The 20,550-nt window shown below is 41.9% G+C and carries 17 protein-coding genes and 5 tRNA genes; 2 read left to right on the plus strand and 20 right to left on the minus strand.

Features of this window, described 5'->3' with window-relative positions; all coding sequences use genetic code 11:
• Positions 1–31: 31 nt before the first annotated feature.
• From IPM95_05655 to IPM95_05750, 20 genes are all read right to left on the minus strand, one after another.
• Complete coding sequence (locus IPM95_05655) at positions 32–391, minus strand: DUF4286 family protein (protein MBK9328804.1); 360 nt, start codon at positions 389–391, stop codon at positions 32–34.
• On the minus strand, positions 392–820 hold the full coding sequence (locus IPM95_05660; protein ID MBK9328805.1) for a (4Fe-4S)-binding protein: 429 nt from the start codon (positions 818–820) through the stop codon (positions 392–394).
• 23 nt (positions 821–843) lie between these two features.
• Positions 844–1,131 (minus strand): N-acetyltransferase, encoded by a 288-nt coding sequence (locus IPM95_05665; protein ID MBK9328806.1) that lies wholly within the window; start codon positions 1,129–1,131, stop codon positions 844–846.
• A 50-nt stretch (positions 1,132–1,181) separates the two neighbouring features.
• Positions 1,182–1,883 carry a pirin family protein gene (locus IPM95_05670; protein MBK9328807.1) on the minus strand — a complete coding sequence of 234 codons (702 nt, stop codon included), beginning with the start codon at positions 1,881–1,883 and terminating at the stop codon, positions 1,182–1,184.
• A gap of 154 nt (positions 1,884–2,037) precedes the next feature.
• A complete protein-coding gene (locus IPM95_05675) occupies positions 2,038–2,496 on the minus strand; it encodes a MarR family transcriptional regulator (protein ID MBK9328808.1) in 459 nt (152 codons plus the stop codon).
• A gap of 7 nt (positions 2,497–2,503) precedes the next feature.
• Positions 2,504–2,812 (minus strand): DUF3467 domain-containing protein, encoded by a 309-nt coding sequence (locus IPM95_05680; GenBank protein ID MBK9328809.1) that lies wholly within the window; start codon positions 2,810–2,812, stop codon positions 2,504–2,506.
• A 95-nt stretch (positions 2,813–2,907) separates the two neighbouring features.
• Positions 2,908–7,227 carry a DNA-directed RNA polymerase subunit beta' gene (gene rpoC / locus IPM95_05685; GenBank protein ID MBK9328810.1) on the minus strand — a complete coding sequence of 1,440 codons (4,320 nt, stop codon included), beginning with the start codon at positions 7,225–7,227 and terminating at the stop codon, positions 2,908–2,910.
• Positions 7,228–7,280: 53 nt separating this feature from the next.
• Positions 7,281–11,117 carry a DNA-directed RNA polymerase subunit beta gene (rpoB, locus tag IPM95_05690; protein ID MBK9328811.1) on the minus strand — a complete coding sequence of 1,279 codons (3,837 nt, stop codon included), beginning with the start codon at positions 11,115–11,117 and terminating at the stop codon, positions 7,281–7,283.
• 90 nt (positions 11,118–11,207) lie between these two features.
• A complete protein-coding gene (gene rplL / locus IPM95_05695; GenBank protein MBK9328812.1) occupies positions 11,208–11,588 on the minus strand; it encodes a 50S ribosomal protein L7/L12 in 381 nt (126 codons plus the stop codon).
• A gap of 27 nt (positions 11,589–11,615) precedes the next feature.
• A complete protein-coding gene (locus tag IPM95_05700; GenBank protein ID MBK9328813.1) occupies positions 11,616–12,137 on the minus strand; it encodes a 50S ribosomal protein L10 in 522 nt (173 codons plus the stop codon).
• Positions 12,138–12,164: 27 nt separating this feature from the next.
• Entirely contained in the window at positions 12,165–12,860 is a 696-nt protein-coding gene (locus IPM95_05705) for a 50S ribosomal protein L1 (GenBank protein ID MBK9328814.1), read from the minus strand.
• Between the two features lie 66 nt (positions 12,861–12,926).
• Entirely contained in the window at positions 12,927–13,370 is a 444-nt protein-coding gene (gene rplK, locus IPM95_05710; protein MBK9328815.1) for a 50S ribosomal protein L11, read from the minus strand.
• A 3-nt stretch (positions 13,371–13,373) separates the two neighbouring features.
• Positions 13,374–13,919 carry a transcription termination/antitermination factor NusG gene (gene nusG / locus IPM95_05715; protein ID MBK9328816.1) on the minus strand — a complete coding sequence of 182 codons (546 nt, stop codon included), beginning with the start codon at positions 13,917–13,919 and terminating at the stop codon, positions 13,374–13,376.
• A gap of 24 nt (positions 13,920–13,943) precedes the next feature.
• A complete protein-coding gene (gene secE, locus IPM95_05720) occupies positions 13,944–14,141 on the minus strand; it encodes a preprotein translocase subunit SecE (protein MBK9328817.1) in 198 nt (65 codons plus the stop codon).
• A gap of 13 nt (positions 14,142–14,154) precedes the next feature.
• Positions 14,155–14,225 (minus strand) — tRNA-Trp (locus IPM95_05725).
• Between the two features lie 57 nt (positions 14,226–14,282).
• Entirely contained in the window at positions 14,283–15,470 is a 1,188-nt protein-coding gene (tuf, locus tag IPM95_05730) for an elongation factor Tu (protein ID MBK9328818.1), read from the minus strand.
• Between the two features lie 58 nt (positions 15,471–15,528).
• Positions 15,529–15,600: transfer RNA gene (locus IPM95_05735), tRNA-Thr, on the minus strand.
• Positions 15,601–15,646: 46 nt separating this feature from the next.
• Positions 15,647–15,719: transfer RNA gene (locus tag IPM95_05740), tRNA-Gly, on the minus strand.
• Between the two features lie 122 nt (positions 15,720–15,841).
• Positions 15,842–15,924, minus strand: a tRNA-Tyr gene (locus IPM95_05745).
• Between the two features lie 15 nt (positions 15,925–15,939).
• Positions 15,940–16,013 (minus strand) — tRNA-Thr (locus tag IPM95_05750).
• 808 nt (positions 16,014–16,821) lie between these two features.
• Here IPM95_05750 and IPM95_05755 point away from each other — a divergent pair.
• Positions 16,822–18,483, plus strand: a complete 1,662-nt coding sequence (locus IPM95_05755) for a C1 family peptidase (protein ID MBK9328819.1) — start codon at positions 16,822–16,824, stop codon at positions 18,481–18,483.
• A 128-nt stretch (positions 18,484–18,611) separates the two neighbouring features.
• Positions 18,612–20,549 carry a hypothetical protein gene (locus IPM95_05760; GenBank protein MBK9328820.1) on the plus strand — a complete coding sequence of 646 codons (1,938 nt, stop codon included), beginning with the start codon at positions 18,612–18,614 and terminating at the stop codon, positions 20,547–20,549.
• The last annotated feature ends 1 nt before the right edge of the window (position 20,550 follow it).

Here is a 20,550-nt window from a genome sequence, read left to right on the forward strand (position 1 = left end):
TATAAAAAAATCCGGTAAATGACAATAATAACTACAACTGCTGCAACAGTGTGTTAAAATAGACCGCCTTATCTCCATATCTGGAGGCAACCATATTGCTGAATGCGGGATGGTATTGGGTTAAAAAAAGATTATAGACAACCGGGTCCTTAAAATAAATCTGGAAGGTATAGGTCACCCCTTCGTTATCGTTCAGCACCTTGAAAACCTTATATTTTACAGGCAACTGCGTTTCCAATACAAAATGCAGCACTTCGTCTTTCATCCATTGCAGCCATTCTTCGGCTATATCGTCATCTACGTTCGCAGTCAGCGTATATACTATCATGGTGCAGCAGTTAGTAATGTCATCTTTTTTCTTTTTACCTTTTTCCCTTTTCCTTTTTCCCAATCACTCGTCTTTAAACCCACATCTCTTATGTGTTCCGTCGCAGTAAGGTTTATTCGACGACTGTCCGCAGCGGCAAAGATAAACTTCCTTCTGGGATTCCTGTCTGCCGTCATTATGTTTAATGGCAAAGCTGCCTTTCACCATGATCGGCCCATTTTTCAGCACCACAATTTCCGTCCGGATTTCTTTTTTCGGATCCGGTTCTTCATCCGCCTGTTGCTCTTTGATGCTCAAGGCACCACTCGGACACTTAAATACCTGTTCCATGATTTCTTCGGAGTTTACATCATCCAGGTTAATCCAGGGTTTCTCAGAAGGTTTAAACGCTTTAGGCAACCCTCTCCAGCATTTGGTGGAATGTATGCATCTTTGCGGCTGCCAAACCACCGTAACATCCCCGTTCGTATATTCTTTGTTTATCTCTTCCATGGTGCTGGTTTATGAATGTACCATTATCTTGCCCACACGTCCGCGTATTCGGGAGTCTTCTTAAACATAGCATTCGCATACGGGCATTGAGGTATAATCTTATAGCCGTTCATTCTGGCAAAATAGACTGCGGCATCCACCAATTTTTTACCGATTCCCTGACCTTCCAGCTGCTTCCTTACCTCCGTATGCTGTATCAGCATGGAGGAATCATCAATTAACAGATAAGTCAATGCCGCATTTTTATGACGAAATTCATCCAATACAAAGAAGGAGCCGTTGGTTAAATGATGCCTGTGCAGTATTTCCATAATATTCCATTTTAAAAATACAATTTTGGAATGATTTACGTTGAATTATTTTATTTCATCGGAATTTCAATGGCCAATAATTTAGCAGGTTGAAAGACCTTGATTTCTACAGCTGAGACATCTGAAATCCCAATCGCATCTCTGTCTTTCAGTACCTTACCATCTATTTCCACCGCTCCCGCTATCACCATGAGGTAAACGCCGTTTTCATTTTTGTTGAGTTTATAGGAAGTATTTGAATGAAAATCACCCAACGAAAAATAGGCATCCTGATTAATCCAAAGGGCATTCTCCGTTTCCTCCGGACTTACCACCGTTTGCCATCTGTTAACACGTTCATTAACATCAAAAGAACGCTGATCATACCTCGGTTCAATATTTGCCACTTTTGGAAAAACCCATATCTGGAACAGATTCACATCTTCTTCCGGAGTGGCGTATTCCGAATGGAGGATACCTTTTCCCGCGCTCATAATCTGCACATCACCGGCCTTGACAATGCCTTCATTGCCTCCGGAATCTTTATGACGCAAAGCGCCTTTCAAGGGAATGGTGACAATTTCCATATTGCTGTGCGGGTGCATGCCGAATCCGTACCCGGCCTTAACCGTATCGTCATTCAACACCCTTAATGCGCCGAATTGTTCTTTGACTGGGTCATAATAACTTGCGAAACTAAAGGAATGGCTGGCATGCAGCCAGCCGTGATTGACCGTTCCTCTGTCATCTGCCTTGTGAAGTATTGTTTTCATAAAAACGAATTTTATATGTTGGATAGGAGATGTGAAACATGGGATAATGCCATCCTTAAGAATGCATTATCATCCGTATCCGCATTCACCTCTCAACTCCTGTTTATTAATTTCATTTGTAACTGTTGTATATACAAACGTTAGACTAAAAAAATTAGTTCCTGATTCTGTCCAGAATTGCATTTAATTGTTTCAAATCCTTTTGGGTGATCTTGGAATAATGGGCGGGAGGCATAATCTTCTGCATTTCACTGTCTATTTCTGACAATAATTTAAGTCCTTGTTTGGTAATATGGATATCTACCTGCCTGCGGCTGATACTGCTCTGTTCGCGTGTAACCAATCCTTTTTGCTTTAATTTATCCACCAGTCGGGTGGCATTGGACATCTTATCGATCATCCTGTCAGAAATCTGGTTTAACATCACAGGGTTCGGGTGCTGACCTCTCAAAATACGAAGCACATTGAACTGCTGATGGGAAATGCCATAATTTTTAAAGAATCTCGTATAGGTATTCTGCAGCCAACCGGCAGTGTACAAAATATTTACGTCTGTTTTAACATAAATATTGGGGAATTTTTTCTGTTTGATTTCTTCTTCAATGGTCTTCATGCAAACATTATGCTTGTGTGGTGGGATTACCAAAATTAAGCGGTAATGTCACCTGCTCAAATTCTTTTATCTCGCCGTGAATCTGTTCAAATTTCCGTACATTCTCATTCAGTGCCATCATCAGCCTTTTGGCATGCTGCGGCGTAAGTATGATCCGGGATTTCACTTTAGCCTTAGGAACACCCGGCGCCAAACGGACAAAATCAATGACAAACTCCTGATTGGAATGGGTGATAATCGCAAGATTCGCATATTCGCCATCCGCAATATCTTCCGGCAATTCAATATTTATCTGATTCTGATTATTGTTTTCCATGAACTGAATATTTCTAATAATAAATAAATTTAGTCAAAATAATCCAAATAAAAAGTCCCGGCTATGCCGGGACTCAATTTATTGATTAGGGATAATTATTCCTCCTCCTCTTCAATCATTGCTTTCTTAGCCATCATACGTTCATATTCTTTTTTAGAACCAACCATGATATTCTCAAACTCGCGCACCCCGGTACCTGCAGGAATCCTGTGTCCAACGATGACGTTTTCTTTCAGTCCTCTCATCAGGTCAATGGAGCCGTTGATAGCTGCCTGATTCAATACCTTGGTGGTTTCCTGGAACGATGCTGCTGAAATCCAGCTGTGTGTTCCTAAAGATGCACGGGTGATACCCTGCAGCAACGGACTTGCCGTAGCCGGAACAGCATCCCTGAATTCCACCGGCTTTCTGTCATTGCGTTTCAGGAATGAATTCTCTTCACGAATCTGACGCATCGTAACAATCTGACCTACGACCAGCTGCTCAGAATCACCTGCCTCAGTAATGACCTTCTTATCATAAATGTAGTCGTTTTGTTCGATGAAATCGAACTTGTCTACCGTTTCATTTTCCAGGAACTTGGTATCTCCTGCATCGCTGATCAATACATCACTCATCATTTGCTTCACAATAACTTCGATGTGTTTATCATTGATACGCACCCCCTGCAAACGATAAACCTCCTGGATTTCATTCACTAAGTAAGATTGCAATGCAGATGGTCCTTTTATTTTCAGGATATCACTCGGTGTTATCGCACCGTCAGACAATGGCATACCCGCTTTCACAAAGTCGCCGTCCTGAACCAGGATGTGTTTGGTTAAAGGAACCAGGTATTTTTTCTGAACGCCGTCTTTAGAAGTAATGGTCACCTCACGGTTACCACGTTTTACTTTACCAAAAGTAGCCTGCCCGTCAATTTCAGAAACCTTCGCAGGGTTCGATGGATTACGGGCTTCAAACAATTCCTGGACACGTGGTAAACCACCCGTTATATCCCGAACCTTGCTCAGGATACGTGGAATCTTCACGATGATGGTACCTGGTACAACCGCTTGTCCGTCTTCCACAGAAATATGTGCTCCAACCGGAACGGAGTAAGAATACAGCTCTTTTCCTTTTTCATCAACGATCAGCAAGGAAGGAGATCTTTTCTTATCTCTGGATTCGATGGTGACTTTCTCACGGTGTCCGGTTTGCTCCTCCACCTCTTCACGGTAAGTAATACCTTCCACCACGTGTTCGTATTTGATAGCACCTTTAAACTCTGAGATGATGACGTTGTTAAACGGATCCCATGAACAGATGATATCCCCTTTCTTCACTTTTTGTCCGTTTTTAACAGCCAATGTAGCACCATAAGGAATATTGTTGGTGATTAACACTCTATCTGTTGATTCATCGATAATGTTGATCTCACCGGTTCTGCCTATAACCACCAGTTTCACTTCACCGTCCTCACCATCCTGCTTCACAGTTTTAACACTGTCGAATTCCAGTTTACCGTCAAACTTAGCCGGCATTTGAGATTCAGTTGCAACAGATGCCGCCGTACCACCCGTGTGGAATGTACGTAATGTCAGCTGTGTACCCGGCTCACCGATAGATTGTGCTGCCACAATACCTACTGCATCGCCATACTGTGCAGGTCTGTTGTTGGTCAGGTTTCTGCCATAACATTTGGCACAAACACCGCGTCTCATTTCGCAGGTCAATACGGAACGAATCTCCACGCTCTCTATTGGAGAATCTTCAATGATTTTTGCAGCTTCCTCTAAAATCATTTCACCTTCTTTGACAATCACCTCACCTGTAAGCGGATGAATGACATCCAGCAATGCTGTACGGCCAACGATTCTGTCAAACAAGGATTCGATAATCTCTTCGTTTTCTTTCAACGCAGCCGTATTCAAACCTCTTAACGTACCGCAATCTTCGCCATTGATAACAACATCCTGCGCAACGTCCACCAAACGACGGGTTAAGTAACCGGCATCTGCCGTTTTTAGAGCGGTATCTGCCAAACCTTTACGAGCACCGTGCGTAGAGATGAAATACTCCAATACGTTCAGACCATCCTTAAAGTTGGAAAGAATAGGATTTTCGATAATCTCACCACCGGTAGAACCCGATTTACGGGGTTTTGCCATCAGACCACGAATACCGGCCAGCTGTTTGATCTGTTGCTTGGAACCACGCGCTCCGGAGTCCAGCATCATGTACACGGAGTTGAAGCCCTGTTTATGCGTGGAAATCTCTTTCATCAGGGTTTCGGTAATTCTTGTATCCACACGTGTCCAGATGTCAATAATCTGGTTATAACGTTCGTTGTTGGTAATCAAACCTCCGTTAAAATTCTGCCATACTTCATCCACCTCTTCGGTTGCGCCGGTCAGCAGTTTCAGTTTGATATCCGGAATGATCAAATCGTCGATATTAAATGACAATCCACCTTTGAACGCCTGACGGTATCCCAATTCTTTGATATCATCCAGGAATTTCACGGTTGTAGGAATATTGGTATTCACCAATACATCCCCGATTACATTCTTTAAATTCTTTTTAGTCAGCAAATCATTTACATAACCGCACTCCTGTGGAACCACTTCATTGAACAATAAACGACCAACGGTAGTATCTATTATCTTAACCTTAAACTCAATACCTTCTTTAACACGTACTTTGCATTTTACGTTAGCATGTAAGTCTACCTGATTTTCATTCAGTGCGATGATAGCTTCTTCCGAAGAATAGAATATTTTTCCTTCTCCGCGTACCTTTTCCTCTTTAGATGATTTCTTACCTTTTGTCAGATAGTACAGACCTAAAACCATGTCCTGTGAAGGAATCGTGATAGGCGTACCATTTTGCGGGTTAAGGATATTATGAGAAGCCAGCATCAGTATCTGAGCTTCCAGCACAGCCGCATTGCTCAATGGGACGTGAACAGCCATCTGGTCACCGTCAAAGTCGGCGTTGAATGCCGTACACACCAACGGGTGCAACTGTATCGCTTTTCCTTCAATTAATTTCGGCTGGAATGCCTGGATAGATAACCGGTGTAATGTAGGGGCACGGTTTAATAAAACCGGATGGCCTTTCATCACGTTTTCCAGAATATCCCAGATAACCGCTTCTTTCTTGTCAACTAATTTTTTAGCGGACTTTACTGTTTTTACGATACCTCGTTCCAGTAGTTTACGGATGATAAACGGTTTGAATAACTCCGCCGCCATATCTTTCGGCAAACCGCACTCATGCAGTTTCAATTCAGGTCCTACCACAATTACCGAACGGCCGGAGTAATCCACCCGTTTTCCCAATAAGTTCTGACGGAAACGTCCCTGTTTACCTTTCAGTACATCAGATAAGGATTTCAATGCACGGCCACCTTCTGCTTTTACCGCATTTGATTTACGGGAATTGTCAAATAAGGAGTCCACCGCTTCCTGTAACATACGTTTTTCATTACGTAAGATTACTTCCGGTGCCTTTATTTCAATTAATCTTTTCAAACGATTGTTTCGGATGATAACACGGCGATATAAATCGTTCAGGTCCGAAGAGGCGAAACGACCACCATCCAATGGAACCAGCGGACGCAATTCAGGAGGCACTACAGGTAAGTATTGTACCACCATCCATTCCGGCCTGTTTTCGATATGTTCATTCGCTTCACGGAATGCTTCCACCACGCTCAGGCGTTTTAACGCTTCTGATTTACGTTGCTGGGAAGATTCATGAGATGCCTTATGACGCAATTCTCCGGATAATTTTTTCAAATCAATTCTCGATAATAAATCACGAACCGCATCACCGCCCATTTTTGCGATAAATTTATTCGGATCCTCATCAGACAACAACTGATTGTCTTTCGGTAAAGCATCCAGGATATCCAGGTACTCTTCTTCTGTAATCAAATCGAGATACTTGGTGGTTTTTCGCTCCCCGTTTACAAGAACACCTTCTTCTGTGATACCGGGCTGAACCACTACATATCGCTCGTAATAAACGATAGACTCCACGTTCTTGGAAGACAATCCCAGCATATAGCCGGTTTTATTCGGCAAAGATTTGAAATACCAGATATGTACGACAGGAACCACCAGCTTGATGTGTCCCATACGTTCACGACGAACTTTTTTCTCGGTCACTTCCACACCGCAACGGTCGCAGACAATACCTTTATAACGGATGCGTTTGTATTTTCCGCAAAAACATTCGTAGTCTTTCGTGGGCCCGAAAATACGCTCACAGAACAAACCTTCCATTTCAGGCTTGTAGGTTCTGTAGTTGATGGTTTCCGGTTTTTTTACTTCGCCGTATGAACGCTCTAAGATGGAATCCGGTGAAGCGAGTTTTAACGTAATCGTTTTAAACTCCAGGTTGATTTTGTTATCCTTTTTGAAAGGCATACTTATTTATTTTTAATTACTAAAAATCAAATTTTCAAACCACGGGATTCAGATTAATCAAAATCCAAATCCAGCGCTAATCCGCGTAACTCATGCACCAATACATTGAATGACTCCGGAATACCCGGCTCCGGAAGATTGTCTCCTTTCACGATAGCCTCGTACGTCTTCGCTCTTCCCTGAATATCATCGGATTTCACCGTCAGCAACTCCTGCAAAATATTGGATGCACCATAAGCTTCCAATGCCCAAACTTCCATCTCCCCTAAACGCTGTCCACCGAATTGTGCTTTACCGCCCAATGGTTGTTGTGTGATAAGAGAGTATGGCCCGATTGAACGTGCGTGCATCTTATCATCCACCATGTGAGATAATTTGATGATATAGATAACCCCAACGGTTGTTTTCTGATCGAAACGCTGTCCGGTTTCACCATCATAAAGATAAGTGCTGCCTAAGCGCGGTAAGCCTGCCTGTTCAATATATTCTTCGATTTGGTCAACGTGTGCTCCGTCAAAAATTGGTGTTGCAAAACGCATACCCAGACTCTTTCCGGCAAGGCCCAGTACAGATTCGTAAATCTGACCGATGTTCATACGGGAAGGTACGCCTAAAGGGTTCAATACGATATCGACCGGCGTTCCGTCTTCGAGGAACGGCATATCTTCATCACGAACGATTTTGGCTACGATACCTTTGTTACCGTGACGACCCGCCATCTTATCACCCACTCTCAGCTTACGTTTCTGAGCGATGTAGACCTTGGCCAGTTTCAATACGCCGGATGGCAATTCATCCCCAACGGTGATGGCGTATTTATCACGAAGGAATCGACCTTTTTCTTCGTTGAAACGTATGTTGAAGTTATGAATCAGTCGTTTGATCAATTCATTCGTTTCCTCTTCTTTCGTCCAGTCTGACGTATCCAAATTCTGATAGTTCAATCCGCCCAATAATTTCTCGGAGAATTTGGTGCCTTTCGGAACCACCTCTTCCCCAAAGATATTCTTGACGCCTGTCGTTGTTTTACCTCCTACCAGCTGCATCAGTTTTGACACCAATACTTTCTTGATATCCTCTAAGTTCAGCAGATGCACCTTTTCCGCTTTTTCCAACTCCACTTTCTCTCTAACCTTAGAGTTTTTGTCTTTTTTCGCTTTTTGGAAAAGCTTAGTGATTACTACAATTCCTTCCGTGGATGGCGGCGCTTTGTAGGAAGCATCCTTCACATCACCGGCTTTATCACCGAATATGGCACGCAACAGTTTCTCTTCCGGCGTCGGGTCTGTTTCTCCTTTCGGTGTGATTTTTCCGATTAAGATATCGCCTTCCTTGATTTTCGCACCAACACGGATGATCCCATTTTCATCCAGGTTACGTGTAGCGTCTTCGCTCACGTTCGGAATATCATTCGTTAATTCTTCCTCACCCAGTTTGGTATCCCGCACGTCCATTTCATATTCTTCAATATGAATAGAAGTGAAGATATCTTCGCGCACCACTTTTTCAGAGATTACGATAGCATCCTCAAAGTTGAACCCCTTCCATGGCATGAAAGCCACCAACAGGTTTTTACCCAGTGCTAATTCTCCGTTTTGTGTAGCATATCCTTCACACAATATCTGTCCTTTGGTTACCTTATCACCTTTACGAACGATAGGACGTAAGTTGATACAGGTAGCCTGGTTGGTTCGTACATATTTTGTAAGCTTATAAACTTTCACATCATCATCAAAGCTAACCAGCCTTTCATTATCTGTACGGTCGTAACGGATACGGATTTCGTTGGCATCCACATATTCCACGACACCTGAACGTTCCGCATTGATCAGTACGTTGGAATCTTTCGCTACTCTTGCTTCAATACCTGTTCCTACGATAGGCGCTTCGCAACGCATCAACGGAACTGCCTGACGCTGCATGTTAGAGCCCATCAAAGCACGGTTCGCATCATCGTTTTCCAGAAACGGAATCAGGGATGCAGAAACACCTACGATCTGATTCGGAGCCACGTCCATATTCTGAACGCTTGCCATATCATCTGTATCCGTATCTAATATCGGGAAATCGCCCTGATAACGGCATTTCACTTTCTTATCAGTAAATGTTCCTTTATCATCGATGATAACATTGGACTGTGCAATCGTTCTTTCATCCTCTTCTTCCGCAGTCAGGTATTCCACTTTGCCTTCCACTTTACCTTTGCTCACTTTCCTGTACGGTGTTTCGATAAAACCCATTTCATTCACTTTTGCGTGAACGCAAAGCGTAGAGATCAAACCGATATTGGGTCCTTCCGGTGTTTCAATGGTACATAAACGGCCGTAGTGAGAGTAGTGAACGTCACGCACCTCGAAACCTGCACGCTCTCTCGATAAACCGCCGGGTCCGAGTGCGGAAATACGGCGTTTGTGCGTGATTTCCGACAACGGATTCGTTTGGTCTAAGAACTGTGACAACTGTGAGGTACCGAAGAACGAGTTGATTACCGAAGACAATGTTCGCGCATTGATTAGGTCGATAGGCGTAAATACTTCGTTATCGCGAACGTTCATACGTTCACGGATGGTACGGGCCATACGCGCCAAACCAACACCAAACTGAGCATATAACTGCTCTCCGACCGTTCTTACACGTCTGTTGCTCAAATGGTCGATATCATCAATCTCCGCTTTCTGGTTAACCAGTTTTATCAGATATTTAACGATAGAGACGATGTCTTCTTTCGTTAATACGATATTCTTAGGATCGATTCCTAAGGATAATTTTTTGTTGATTTTATAACGACCCACAAATCCTAAATCATACCGCTTATCGGAGAAGAATAATTTCTCGATAATACCGCGGGCGGTATCATCATCCGGCGGATCGGAACCGCGCAACTGACGATAGATATGCTGCAATGCCTCTATTTCTGAGTTAGAAGTATCTTTTTGCAGGGTATTGAAGATGATAGAATAATCTTCTTCCGTACTTTCCTTTTGGAGGATGATGGATTTCACGCCGGTTTCCAGAATCAGCGGAATATTATCTTCATCCAGATATGTATCACGCTCGAGTATCACTTCATTCCGTTCGATAGAGACCACCTCACCGGTGTCTTCATCCACGAAATCTTCCATCCATGATTTCAATACTCTCGCAGCTAAACGTCTGCCTATATTTTTTTCCAGCGTCTTTTTGCTGACTTCGATTTCATCGGACAATCCAAACAATTTCAGGATGTCTTTATCCGAGTCGAAACCGATGGCACGCAATAAGGTCGTTACCGGGAATTTCTTTTTACGATCGATGTAAGCATACATGACATTATTGATGTCCGTAGCAAACTCCATCCATGCACCTTTAAACGGAATTACCCTTGCGGAAAAGATTTTAGTTCCGTTCGGGTGATAACTCATGCCGAAAAATACGCCCGGTGAGCGGTGTAACTGAGAAACGACCACGCGCTCAGCACCATTAATGATGAATGTACCTTTGTCTGTCATGTAAGGGATATTTCCGAGGAAAACATCCTGTACGATGGTTTGGAAATCAATATGCTCTTCGTCATTACAAGACAAGCGCAATTTGGCTTTCAAAGGAACGCTGTAGGTCAGTCCTCTTTCAATACACTCGTCAACGGTATAACGGGGAGGATCCACGTAATAATCCAAAAACTCCAGCAGGAAAATATTTCTTGCGTCTGTAATCGGGAAGTTTTCTGCGAATACCTTGTATAATCCCTCTTTGGACCGTTTATCCGGAGTTGTTTCCAACTGCAGGAATTCCTGGAAGGATTTTACCTGAATATCCAATAAATTGGGATAATCATAAGGATGGCTTATTTTACTGAAGTTAATTCTGCCAGTAGAAGTTAGGCCTGTAGTTTTTTCTGTTTTTTTGGACATGCAACCGAATTAAATTTAACAAAAACAGTAAAAAGTGTCACGGCAGTTTCAATAGCTGCCGGACACTTTAATTATTTGATTATGAATGAATTACTTCAATTCAATAGAGGCACCGGCTTCTTCCAATTTAGCTTTGATAGACTCAGCTTCATCTTTAGAAACACCTTCTTTTACCGGTTTAGGTGCACTGTCTACCAGGTCTTTAGCTTCTTTCAAGCCTAGGCCGGTAATTTCTTTCACAACTTTCACTACGCCCAGTTTTTGTGCGCCTGCATCTTTTAAGATAACGTCAAAAGATGTTTTTTCTTCAACAGCAGCGCCTGCGCCTGCGCCACCGCCTGGTGCCGCTACCGCTACTGCAGCTGCAGCCGGTTCGATACCGTAATCAGCTTTCAAAATTTCCGCTAATTCGTTAACTTCTTTAACTGTCAGGTTAACTAATTGCTCTGCAAATGCTTTTAAATCAGCCATTGTTTTAATAATTTAGATTGTTTAAAATTAATTTTCTCTTTCTTGTAATGTTTTAACTATTCCGGCCAGTTTGCCGCCGCTTGATTTAAGGGCAGAAACCACATTTTTAGCAGGAGATTGCAGCAAGGCAACGATGTCACCTATCAGCTCTTGTTTAGATTTCACATTGATTAATGCTTCTAACTGGCTTTCTCCGATATAAATGGCAGAGTCAATATAGGCTGCTTTTAAGGCAGGTTTATTGCCGTCTGCACGGAATTGTTTAATTACTTTTGCGGGCACGTTTCCTGTTTCGGTAAACATGATGGCTGTAGGACCGCTTAATACCGGATCCAGGTCATCAGAAAATTTACCGCCGGCAACCAATGCCTTCTTGATTAATGTGTTCTTAGCAACTTGTAAGCTGATGCCTTTTCCAAAGCAAATTCTTCTCAATGCGTTTATTTTCTCTACAGAAAGACCGGAGGTATCTGTGAAATAGAAAAAGGATGCATTAGAGAATTGCTCTGTAAGGCTTTCAATGGTTGCTTGTTTTTCAGCTTTAGTCATTTTTGTTTTGTTTTAAAGGCTGAATAATTAGATTCCCGGAATTGATTTTACATCCACTTCAATGGAAGGACTCATCGTAGTAGCCATGAAAATGCTTTTAAAATAAGTTCCCTTTGCAGAAGATGGTTTCATTTTAGCCAACGTTGTGATCATTTCTTTTGCATTGTCCAGCAACTGAGTTGGATTAAATGACACACGACCTACCGAAGTATGGATAATGCCGAACTTGTCGATTTTGAAAGATATCTTACCTTTCTTCACCTCACGAACGGCATCCGCCACGTTTTCTGTAACGGTACCGGATTTAGGGTTAGGCATTAGGTTACGAGGACCTAATATTTTACCTAATCTGCCTAATTTGGGCATAACACTCGGTGTGGCGATGATAACATCGATATCCGTCCAACCGCCGTTAATTTTTTCCAGGTATTCTTCCAAACCGACATAATCAGCACCGGCTTCTTTTGCTGCCGCTTCCTTATCTGCAGGGCAAAGTACCAGGACTTTTTTTGTTTTACCAGTACCATGGGGAAGGCTAACCGTTCCTCTTATGGCCTGGTCTGGTTTACGCGGATCAACACCTAAACGGATGTGAACATCGACAGAAGCATCAAACTTGGTGGTGTTTACTTCTTTTACTAAAGCAGCAGCTTGTTCCAGTGGGTAGGTTTTGCCTTTTTCGATTTTTCCATCGACTGCTTTTCTTTTCTTTACAATTTTCATTTTACCTAAAAATTTGGTGAGATAATAGCGTTCCAAATAGAGTGGAACTCTCTCTGCTTAATCAGATTAAGCATTCCAAGGTGCATCACCCGTAACAGTGATTCCCATGCTTCTTGCAGTACCTGCCACCATTTTCATGGCTGACTGAACTGTAAAACAGTTCAAGTCGGGCATTTTGATTTCTGCAATCTCCTTCACCTGATCCCAGGATACCGACCCTACCTTATTACGATTTGGTACTTTAGAGCCTTGTTTGACTTTAGAGTACTCCAGCAATAAAGCGGAAGCAGGTGGCGTCTTGATGACGAACGTGAAAGATTTATCTTTGTAAACCGTGATTACACACGGTAAGATTTTACCTTGTTTATCTTGTGTAGCAGCATTGAACTGTTTGCAAAATTCCATGATGTTCACCCCTTTGGAACCCAATGCAGGCCCGATGGGAGGTGCCGGATTTGCCTGACCGCCTTTTACTTGTAATTTGATGAACGTTTCGATTTCCTTTGCCATATTCTATTGTTTTTCAACTTGCATAAAATTCAACTCCACCGGAGTTTTTCTTCCAAAAATTTTCACCACCACTCTCAGTTTCTTCTTATCCTCCATGATTTCTTCAATCGTACCGGTAAAGTCGTTGAAAGGGCCATCCGTGATTTTAACATCTTCCCCTACCAGGAACGGTTCGTTGGTCACACCGCCTATTTCTTCCTGCTCGTCCACTTTTCCGAGGATTCTGTTTACTTCGGCTTTTTTGAGCGGAATAGGCTTATTTCTTTCAATGAAACTGATAACGTTGGTCATGTTCTGCAGATGCTGAACGATATCCGCATTAAACTTTTTTGAATCAGCCTCCATCATTAAATAACCCGGAAAAAAGTTCTTTTCATGAATTACTTTTTTCCCGCCTTTTAGTTTATACACTTTTTCTGTCGGCACAATTACCTGAGGGATGATCTCAGACCAGCCTGAAAGCTTTATTTCCTTCTCGATAATATCGCGAAGTTTTTTTTCTTTCCCACTGATGACTCTCAGTACATACCATTTTTTATCTTCAGACATCTGTACCATTCTAAAAGTAGGCTGTTAACCTGCTATTTTATAAATTATATCACTGAATAGAATATTAGAAACCATATCCATGAGCCCGATTATCAACGCAATAATCATGGAGGCTACCGCCACAATCACTGCATTCGCCTGCAAATCTTTCCAGGTTGGCCATGTCACCTTGGTCGTCAACTCTTCGTAAGAGGCCTGCAGATATGATTTTATAGTATCCATTTTCTTTTCTTTGCACGGGTGGAGAGATTCGAACTCCCATCAACGGTTTTGGAGACCGCTATTCTACCCTTGAACTACACCCGTCTATATAGTCATTAGCCACTAATACAACTGACTAATGACTAATGACGGATATACTGATTATTTAATAATTTCTGTAACCTGACCAGCTCCAACTGTTCTGCCACCTTCACGGATTGCGAATTTCAGTCCTTTTTCCAACGCCACCGGGTAAATTAATTTTACCGTCAGTGTCACGTTATCACCAGGCATTACCATTTCAACTCCTGCAGGCAATTCGATCTCACCTGTTACGTCTGTTGTTCTTAAGTAGAACTGAGGACGGTATTTGTTGAAGAATGGTGTGTGGCGCCCACCTTCGTCTTTGCTCAGGATATACACCTCGCATTTGAATTCAGTATGCGGCGTTACTGAACCCGGTTTGCAGATAACCATACCACGTTTGATATCGGTTTTCTCAATACCACGCAATAAGATACCTACGTTTTCACCAGCTTCGCCGATGTCCAATATTTTACGGAACATCTCTACCCCTGTACAGGTTGAAGCCATTGATTTTTCCTGTAATCCGATGATTTCTACCGGTTCGCCTGTTTTTACCACCCCTCTTTCGATACGTCCTGTAGCCACCGTACCACGACCTGTGATGGAGAATACGTCTTCTACCGGCATCAGGAATGGTTGATCGATTGGACGCGGAGGTAATGGAATCCACTCATCTACCGCTTTCATTAATGCATCGATTTGTGCAGTACCATCAGCATCATCCTGTAATGCCTTGATGGCAGAACCCTGGATGATTGGCGTATTGTCACCATCATAACCACGTTTAGTCAACTCTTCACGGATATCCATTTCCACCAGTTCCAACAATTCCGGATCATCTACCAAATCCACTTTATTCATGAACACCACCATACGGGGTACACCTACCTGTGCAGCCAAAAGGATGTGTTCTTTTGTTTGAGGCATCGGTCCGTCTGTAGCAGCCACCACCAGGATAGCACCGTCCATCTGAGCAGCACCCGTAATCATATTCTTGATATAATCCGCGTGACCCGGACAGTCAACGTGCGCATAGTGACGAGTTTGCGTTGCATACTCCACGTGTGCCGTGTTGATGGTGATACCTCTTTCTTTTTCTTCCGGAGCAGCATCGATTGAATCATAATCTTTCTTTTCTGCCAATCCTGATTTTGACAATACATACGTAATTGCAGCTGTCAAAGTGGTTTTGCCGTGGTCAACGTGACCGATGGTTCCGATGTTAACGTGCGGCTTATCCTTTACAAATTTTTCCTTAGCCATGATTTGTTTTTTTAACTATTTTAATAATTTATTTGAATTTAAAAATTTTTTTTTTTTGAGCCGATGAAGGGAATTGAACCCGCGACCTCTTCCTTACCAAGGAAGTGCTCTACCACTGAGCTACATCGGCGATAGAGTCTGAGTGCTTTGTTCGCTTCATCAAACTACATTTTTTGAGCGGAAGACGAGGCTCGAACCCGCGACCTACAGCTTGGAAGGCTGTCGCTCTACCAACTGAGCTACTTCCGCATGATCACTTTGAAAATTTAAAGGAGTCCGTTTTAAAAGGCAACTCAACTTATAACTTTCAATTTTAAAGAACTCTTTATATTTGTCTATAGTCATCCCGACTATTTTCATGTCTTTTTTTGTGGGCAAGGATGGATTCGAACCACCGAACTCCGAAGAGGACAGATTTACAGTCTGTTGCCGTTGGCCACTTGGCTACTTACCCTGCTTTGTAACTGTGAGCCGATGGAGGGATTCGAACCCCCGACCCGCTGATTACAAATCAGCTGCTCTGGCCAACTGAGCTACATCGGCACAAAACTCATTTATTTTCAAGAACTTAACAGAAAAATGGCGAAACTTCCCCAATTTTCGGAGTGCAAATATACAATTAAAATCTGATTTTTTGCTATTGTGGGTAAAATTGTTAAAGGTTTATGATAATTTAAAGTTTGGGGAATAATTTTCGTTCTACTCACCAAAAAAGCTACCTTTTAAGCAATGTCTCCTGAAAGGGACAATGTAAATAATAAAAGGACATACATAACAATGGCGCAGAGTCCTCTACGAGAGACTCTGCTGTGAAAAGAAATCTGAGTATGCCTTGCGGCAAATTTAACTCCTCTTGCTTTATCCAATTATCTGAGGCTTTTATCCGGCAGACAGTTTGTTGGTCAAGAAGGCCAACAAAGGCATGGAGACCAACAAAGGCATGGGACTCTGCTGAGAAAAAAACACCTGCCAAGGGCAATTATTGTAAGCTCATCTTGTTGGCACGCCACGCTTGTTGCTGTACCGCATACCAACAACGGCGAAGGTCCTCTACGAGAGACTCTGCTGAGAAAAGAGACATTGGGCTGCATGTGGGAATGCATGCGCTTTACTTAAGATAAAATTATCTGAAAATTTGCTTTTTAATGCTTTTTTTTTGCATATTTAATGCATGATTAACAAGGTCTTACCGTACAGCAGGCCATCGTCCATCGTCCAAATTATACTACCCTGCAGGGTAGTAGTTTTTACCGGACAACGACTACCATTCTTTCCACCTCTTCTTCTTAGATCCCTTATTTCAAAAGGTACATCTTACACTAATTTATTTATACTCAAAAAATAAACCACTATGAAAAAGAACCAATTAATTTTTTTATTCCTGCTATTAATTTTATCAGCAGTAATACAACAGGGTTGTAAGAAAGAAAGCGATGAATTGCCTCCCGAAACGGATATCAACTGGAATGGTTTTATCCGCTCTGACCCCGATTCGGTTTTAATGATCCCCATTGGCGATACTTCCATGCTTTCGCAGGACCAAAGGATCAGGGGATTTGAGCCCTCGTTTTCATTGACCATGCCGCCGGTAAAAAACCAGGGGCCGGATGAAGCCAGTTGCTGTGCGTTTGCGGCCGCCTATGCTACCCGGAGTTACCACCTTTACCGCGATCATAAACTGACGGAATACGAAAGCGGATTAAATACCGTAATGAGCCCCAGCTATGTATTTAACCAGCTAAAACAAGGGGTAAATTGTGATATCGGTGTACCATATTTGTTGGTCTTTCAGATGCTAAGCGACAAAGGGGTTTGTACCTGGGCCAAAATGCCCTGGGCGGGCTACAGCGATTGCGCCACACAACCCAATGCGGAGCAAAACGACAACGCGGAGTATTTTATTACTTATGGGGCCTACCGGATTTCGGATCTCACCCCGGGCAATTTAAAAGCGTATATTCATCATGGTTACCCGATCATGTTTGGAATAGATGTGGACTCCGGATTTGTAGCAAGGGGTAAAAACAGGATACCCGGTGTCTGGAACAGTAAAGTGGGTAAAATCAAAGGCGCCCACGCCATGGTGCTGTGCGGCTGGGACGATGCCCGCAACGCTTATAAAATTATGAACTCTGCAGGCCAGGGTTGGGGCGAAAACGGTTTTGCCTGGATAGATTATGACTATTTCAGGCAGAAAATCATGGAGGAAGCGGGAAGTACCGGCGCCTACGAGGTTTACTGGCTCAAGACTAAATACAACAAACGCCTGATCACCAAACCCACTGCCCGGGAACCCGAGAATATCGACTCCACCTCAGCCACGTTGAAAGCCGCTTCGGTTAAACTGCCGGAAGAGGCTCCGCTTTTGAAACGCGGGATAAAATATGGAAAAACTTTTAACGTAATGACCGTGCTGGAAGCCACTGACCTGACAGATATACTTTTCTCGTTTGAGGTAGATGACCTGGAACCCGACACGCATTATGAAGTAATAGCCTATACGGAAAACGTGTACGGCCGGCGATATGATACGCTGGAGGGTGGTTTCAGAACTTTGCCATCCAATGTTCCAGAAAAAACATACTGTTTGTCTACTTTTTATAGTGAGTGTCAATTATCAGCAAATTATTGCGCGGATTTAGATTCTGGTTTGTGTAAATACTGGAAATGCAGAAGAGATAATTATTTCTCTCTAGTAGTATCTTTTAACAATAATATTCCTGTCTCTGGAATTTTCACATACAATAAAAATTGGATAAACATTAATTACTTGAATACTAGCTGTCCTATAGGGGAAATTGTTGGTGAATGTGGTACTCTACCACCACCAGAATGGCACACAGCATATTGCCCCTGTAAAGATGAAGGGCCATTATACCCGGATTACAACATTGTTACTTTTAATGGCAATGATTTTTCTTCATCTGATCTTGCAGTAACTGGAACATTAGATGGCAGCATAATAGTTATTTCTATAAATGGCGATGAATATTTAATAGGTGAGTGCCCTTGATAACGTATACTTCACTGGATTTATTATTGAATATATTTCGAAGGGCTAATATCTAAAATGTTAATTTTGAATTTGGCCGCTATTAAATCAGTGAGCATTTATTATTTGATTTCCGATATTTATTGTTTATGGACAAAGCGACAAAATATACTTTATTCTTTTTTATAACAGTATTTACTATTGGTATTTGGGCCTGCAAAAATGGAGGATTATCCAATTCATATATAATAACTGCAAGTGATACGGTCCGCCAAAATTCCAATTTCAAACTGGTAGATATAGGTATTGTTGCAAAAAACAAAGAAGGTATTACCGCTGTACAGCTTACATCCGATCATAGTTACGGTTTTACCATAGAGACAACAATAAAACCCAATACCTATTATATTATTACGTTAAAAGTACAGTCGCTGCACTGTACAGTAAATCTGGCTGCAGAAACACCGTGGTCCGGCTGGGTTGGGACACGATATCTGGCACAAACGTCTACCGGCAACTGGTACTTAATTAATCTACTGCTGAAAACTCCGGACACGATGACCGTTCAAAAAATGAAACTGTATGCTTATACCTGGGCAAAAGACACCTGCTATGTAGATAGCTTACAGATTAGTGAGTACAATTATTTTCCTTACCGGGACAGTTTACCTGATTTCATTTTTAATCCGCTAACATATGCTATATTAAACGAATTGGCTTTTTATGCCAAAAAAACTACTGAACATAATTACATGGATGTCTTGAATGAAGAATTTTTAAATATTGTTTTCAAGAAGCATTTTATATCGCGGCAAACCTATAAAGAGGAGCTAAAACGAAGAATAAAAAAATATACTTTAAAAACAGTTTTTACAAAGGTAAAACAGGATGCTGATTTAGGCAGCAGACCGAATGTAGACACAAAACCAAGAGAGACGTATGAACATACACCTTCAGGCTTTACGGGAAAAATAATTTACACGCAAGGCGAAAAAATAAGTGTAGCATTACAGAATGTTTCCGCCATAAAATCTGTACAATTGTTAAAACCGAATGACTATTATTCTTTTCAAAAACTGAAAGATATCCCTTTGTCAAAAAGGAAAAAAGCGACTGTTGAAATTGAAACTGCTCATTTGCTGCCGGGTACCTATTGTATTCGATTAACCAATTCATCAGGCGTTTTTAATATCCCAGTTATTATCAACAGTATTCAGCAATCCTCTGTTATCGTATTAGCCCCCGTTACCACCTGGCATGCTTATAATTATTATGGAGGAAAATGTTTTTATGTAAATACTAAAGATGATAGTTGCGTATATTATATTTCTACGCAAAGGCCATTGGTCTCTTGTTTGTTCGACAGTGTTTTGGTTGGTCATGATCTGTTTATTTTTCACAACATTTATAAATTCTTTTATGAAAAATATCAGTGTAATGTCTATCCTGATTATTATTTAGAAGCACATCCTGAGTTATTTACGAATGTGAAAACAATCATTTTCGCGCAACACTGTGAATATTTTTCAACTAAGATGTTTGAATCATTAAGGAATTATACTGCCACAAAAAATGTCATTTCATTAGGCGGTAATCAGGCCTATTATAAAGTCCGGTTTTCCGATAATTTCAACACTATAGAATGCAGAAAAGACGGTACTTTTTTTAGTAATACCTTCATACCGGCCGGCCTCTGGAGAACTCCTTTTTCAAATGAAGCAAAATACTGGGGAAACGCCTATACAGATGCCGGATATAAATCGTATTGCAGTTATAAAGCAGTAAAAGCAGATCATTGGTTGTACAAAAATTGTATTCTTAAGAACAATGACGAATTTGGAAAATGCGGAATAGACGGAAGAGGAACGAGCGGCGATGAAACGGATAAAACAAACGATAATTCGCCAAAAAATACAGTTGTCTTAGCCAAAGGCACCAATCCGGATAATGGCGGCGGCGATATTACCATTATAGAAAAAAAGCATAATGCCGTCCTATCCTTTGGGTCTATTGCTTGTGGCAGCGGGCTATATAAAGATAAAGTAATTACTCAAATGATAATGAATTTTATGGATAAGTATAACTAAA

The sequence above is a fragment of the Sphingobacteriales bacterium genome (genome assembly GCA_016719635.1).
Classification (GTDB): Bacteria; Bacteroidota; Bacteroidia; order Chitinophagales; family JADIYW01; genus JADJSS01.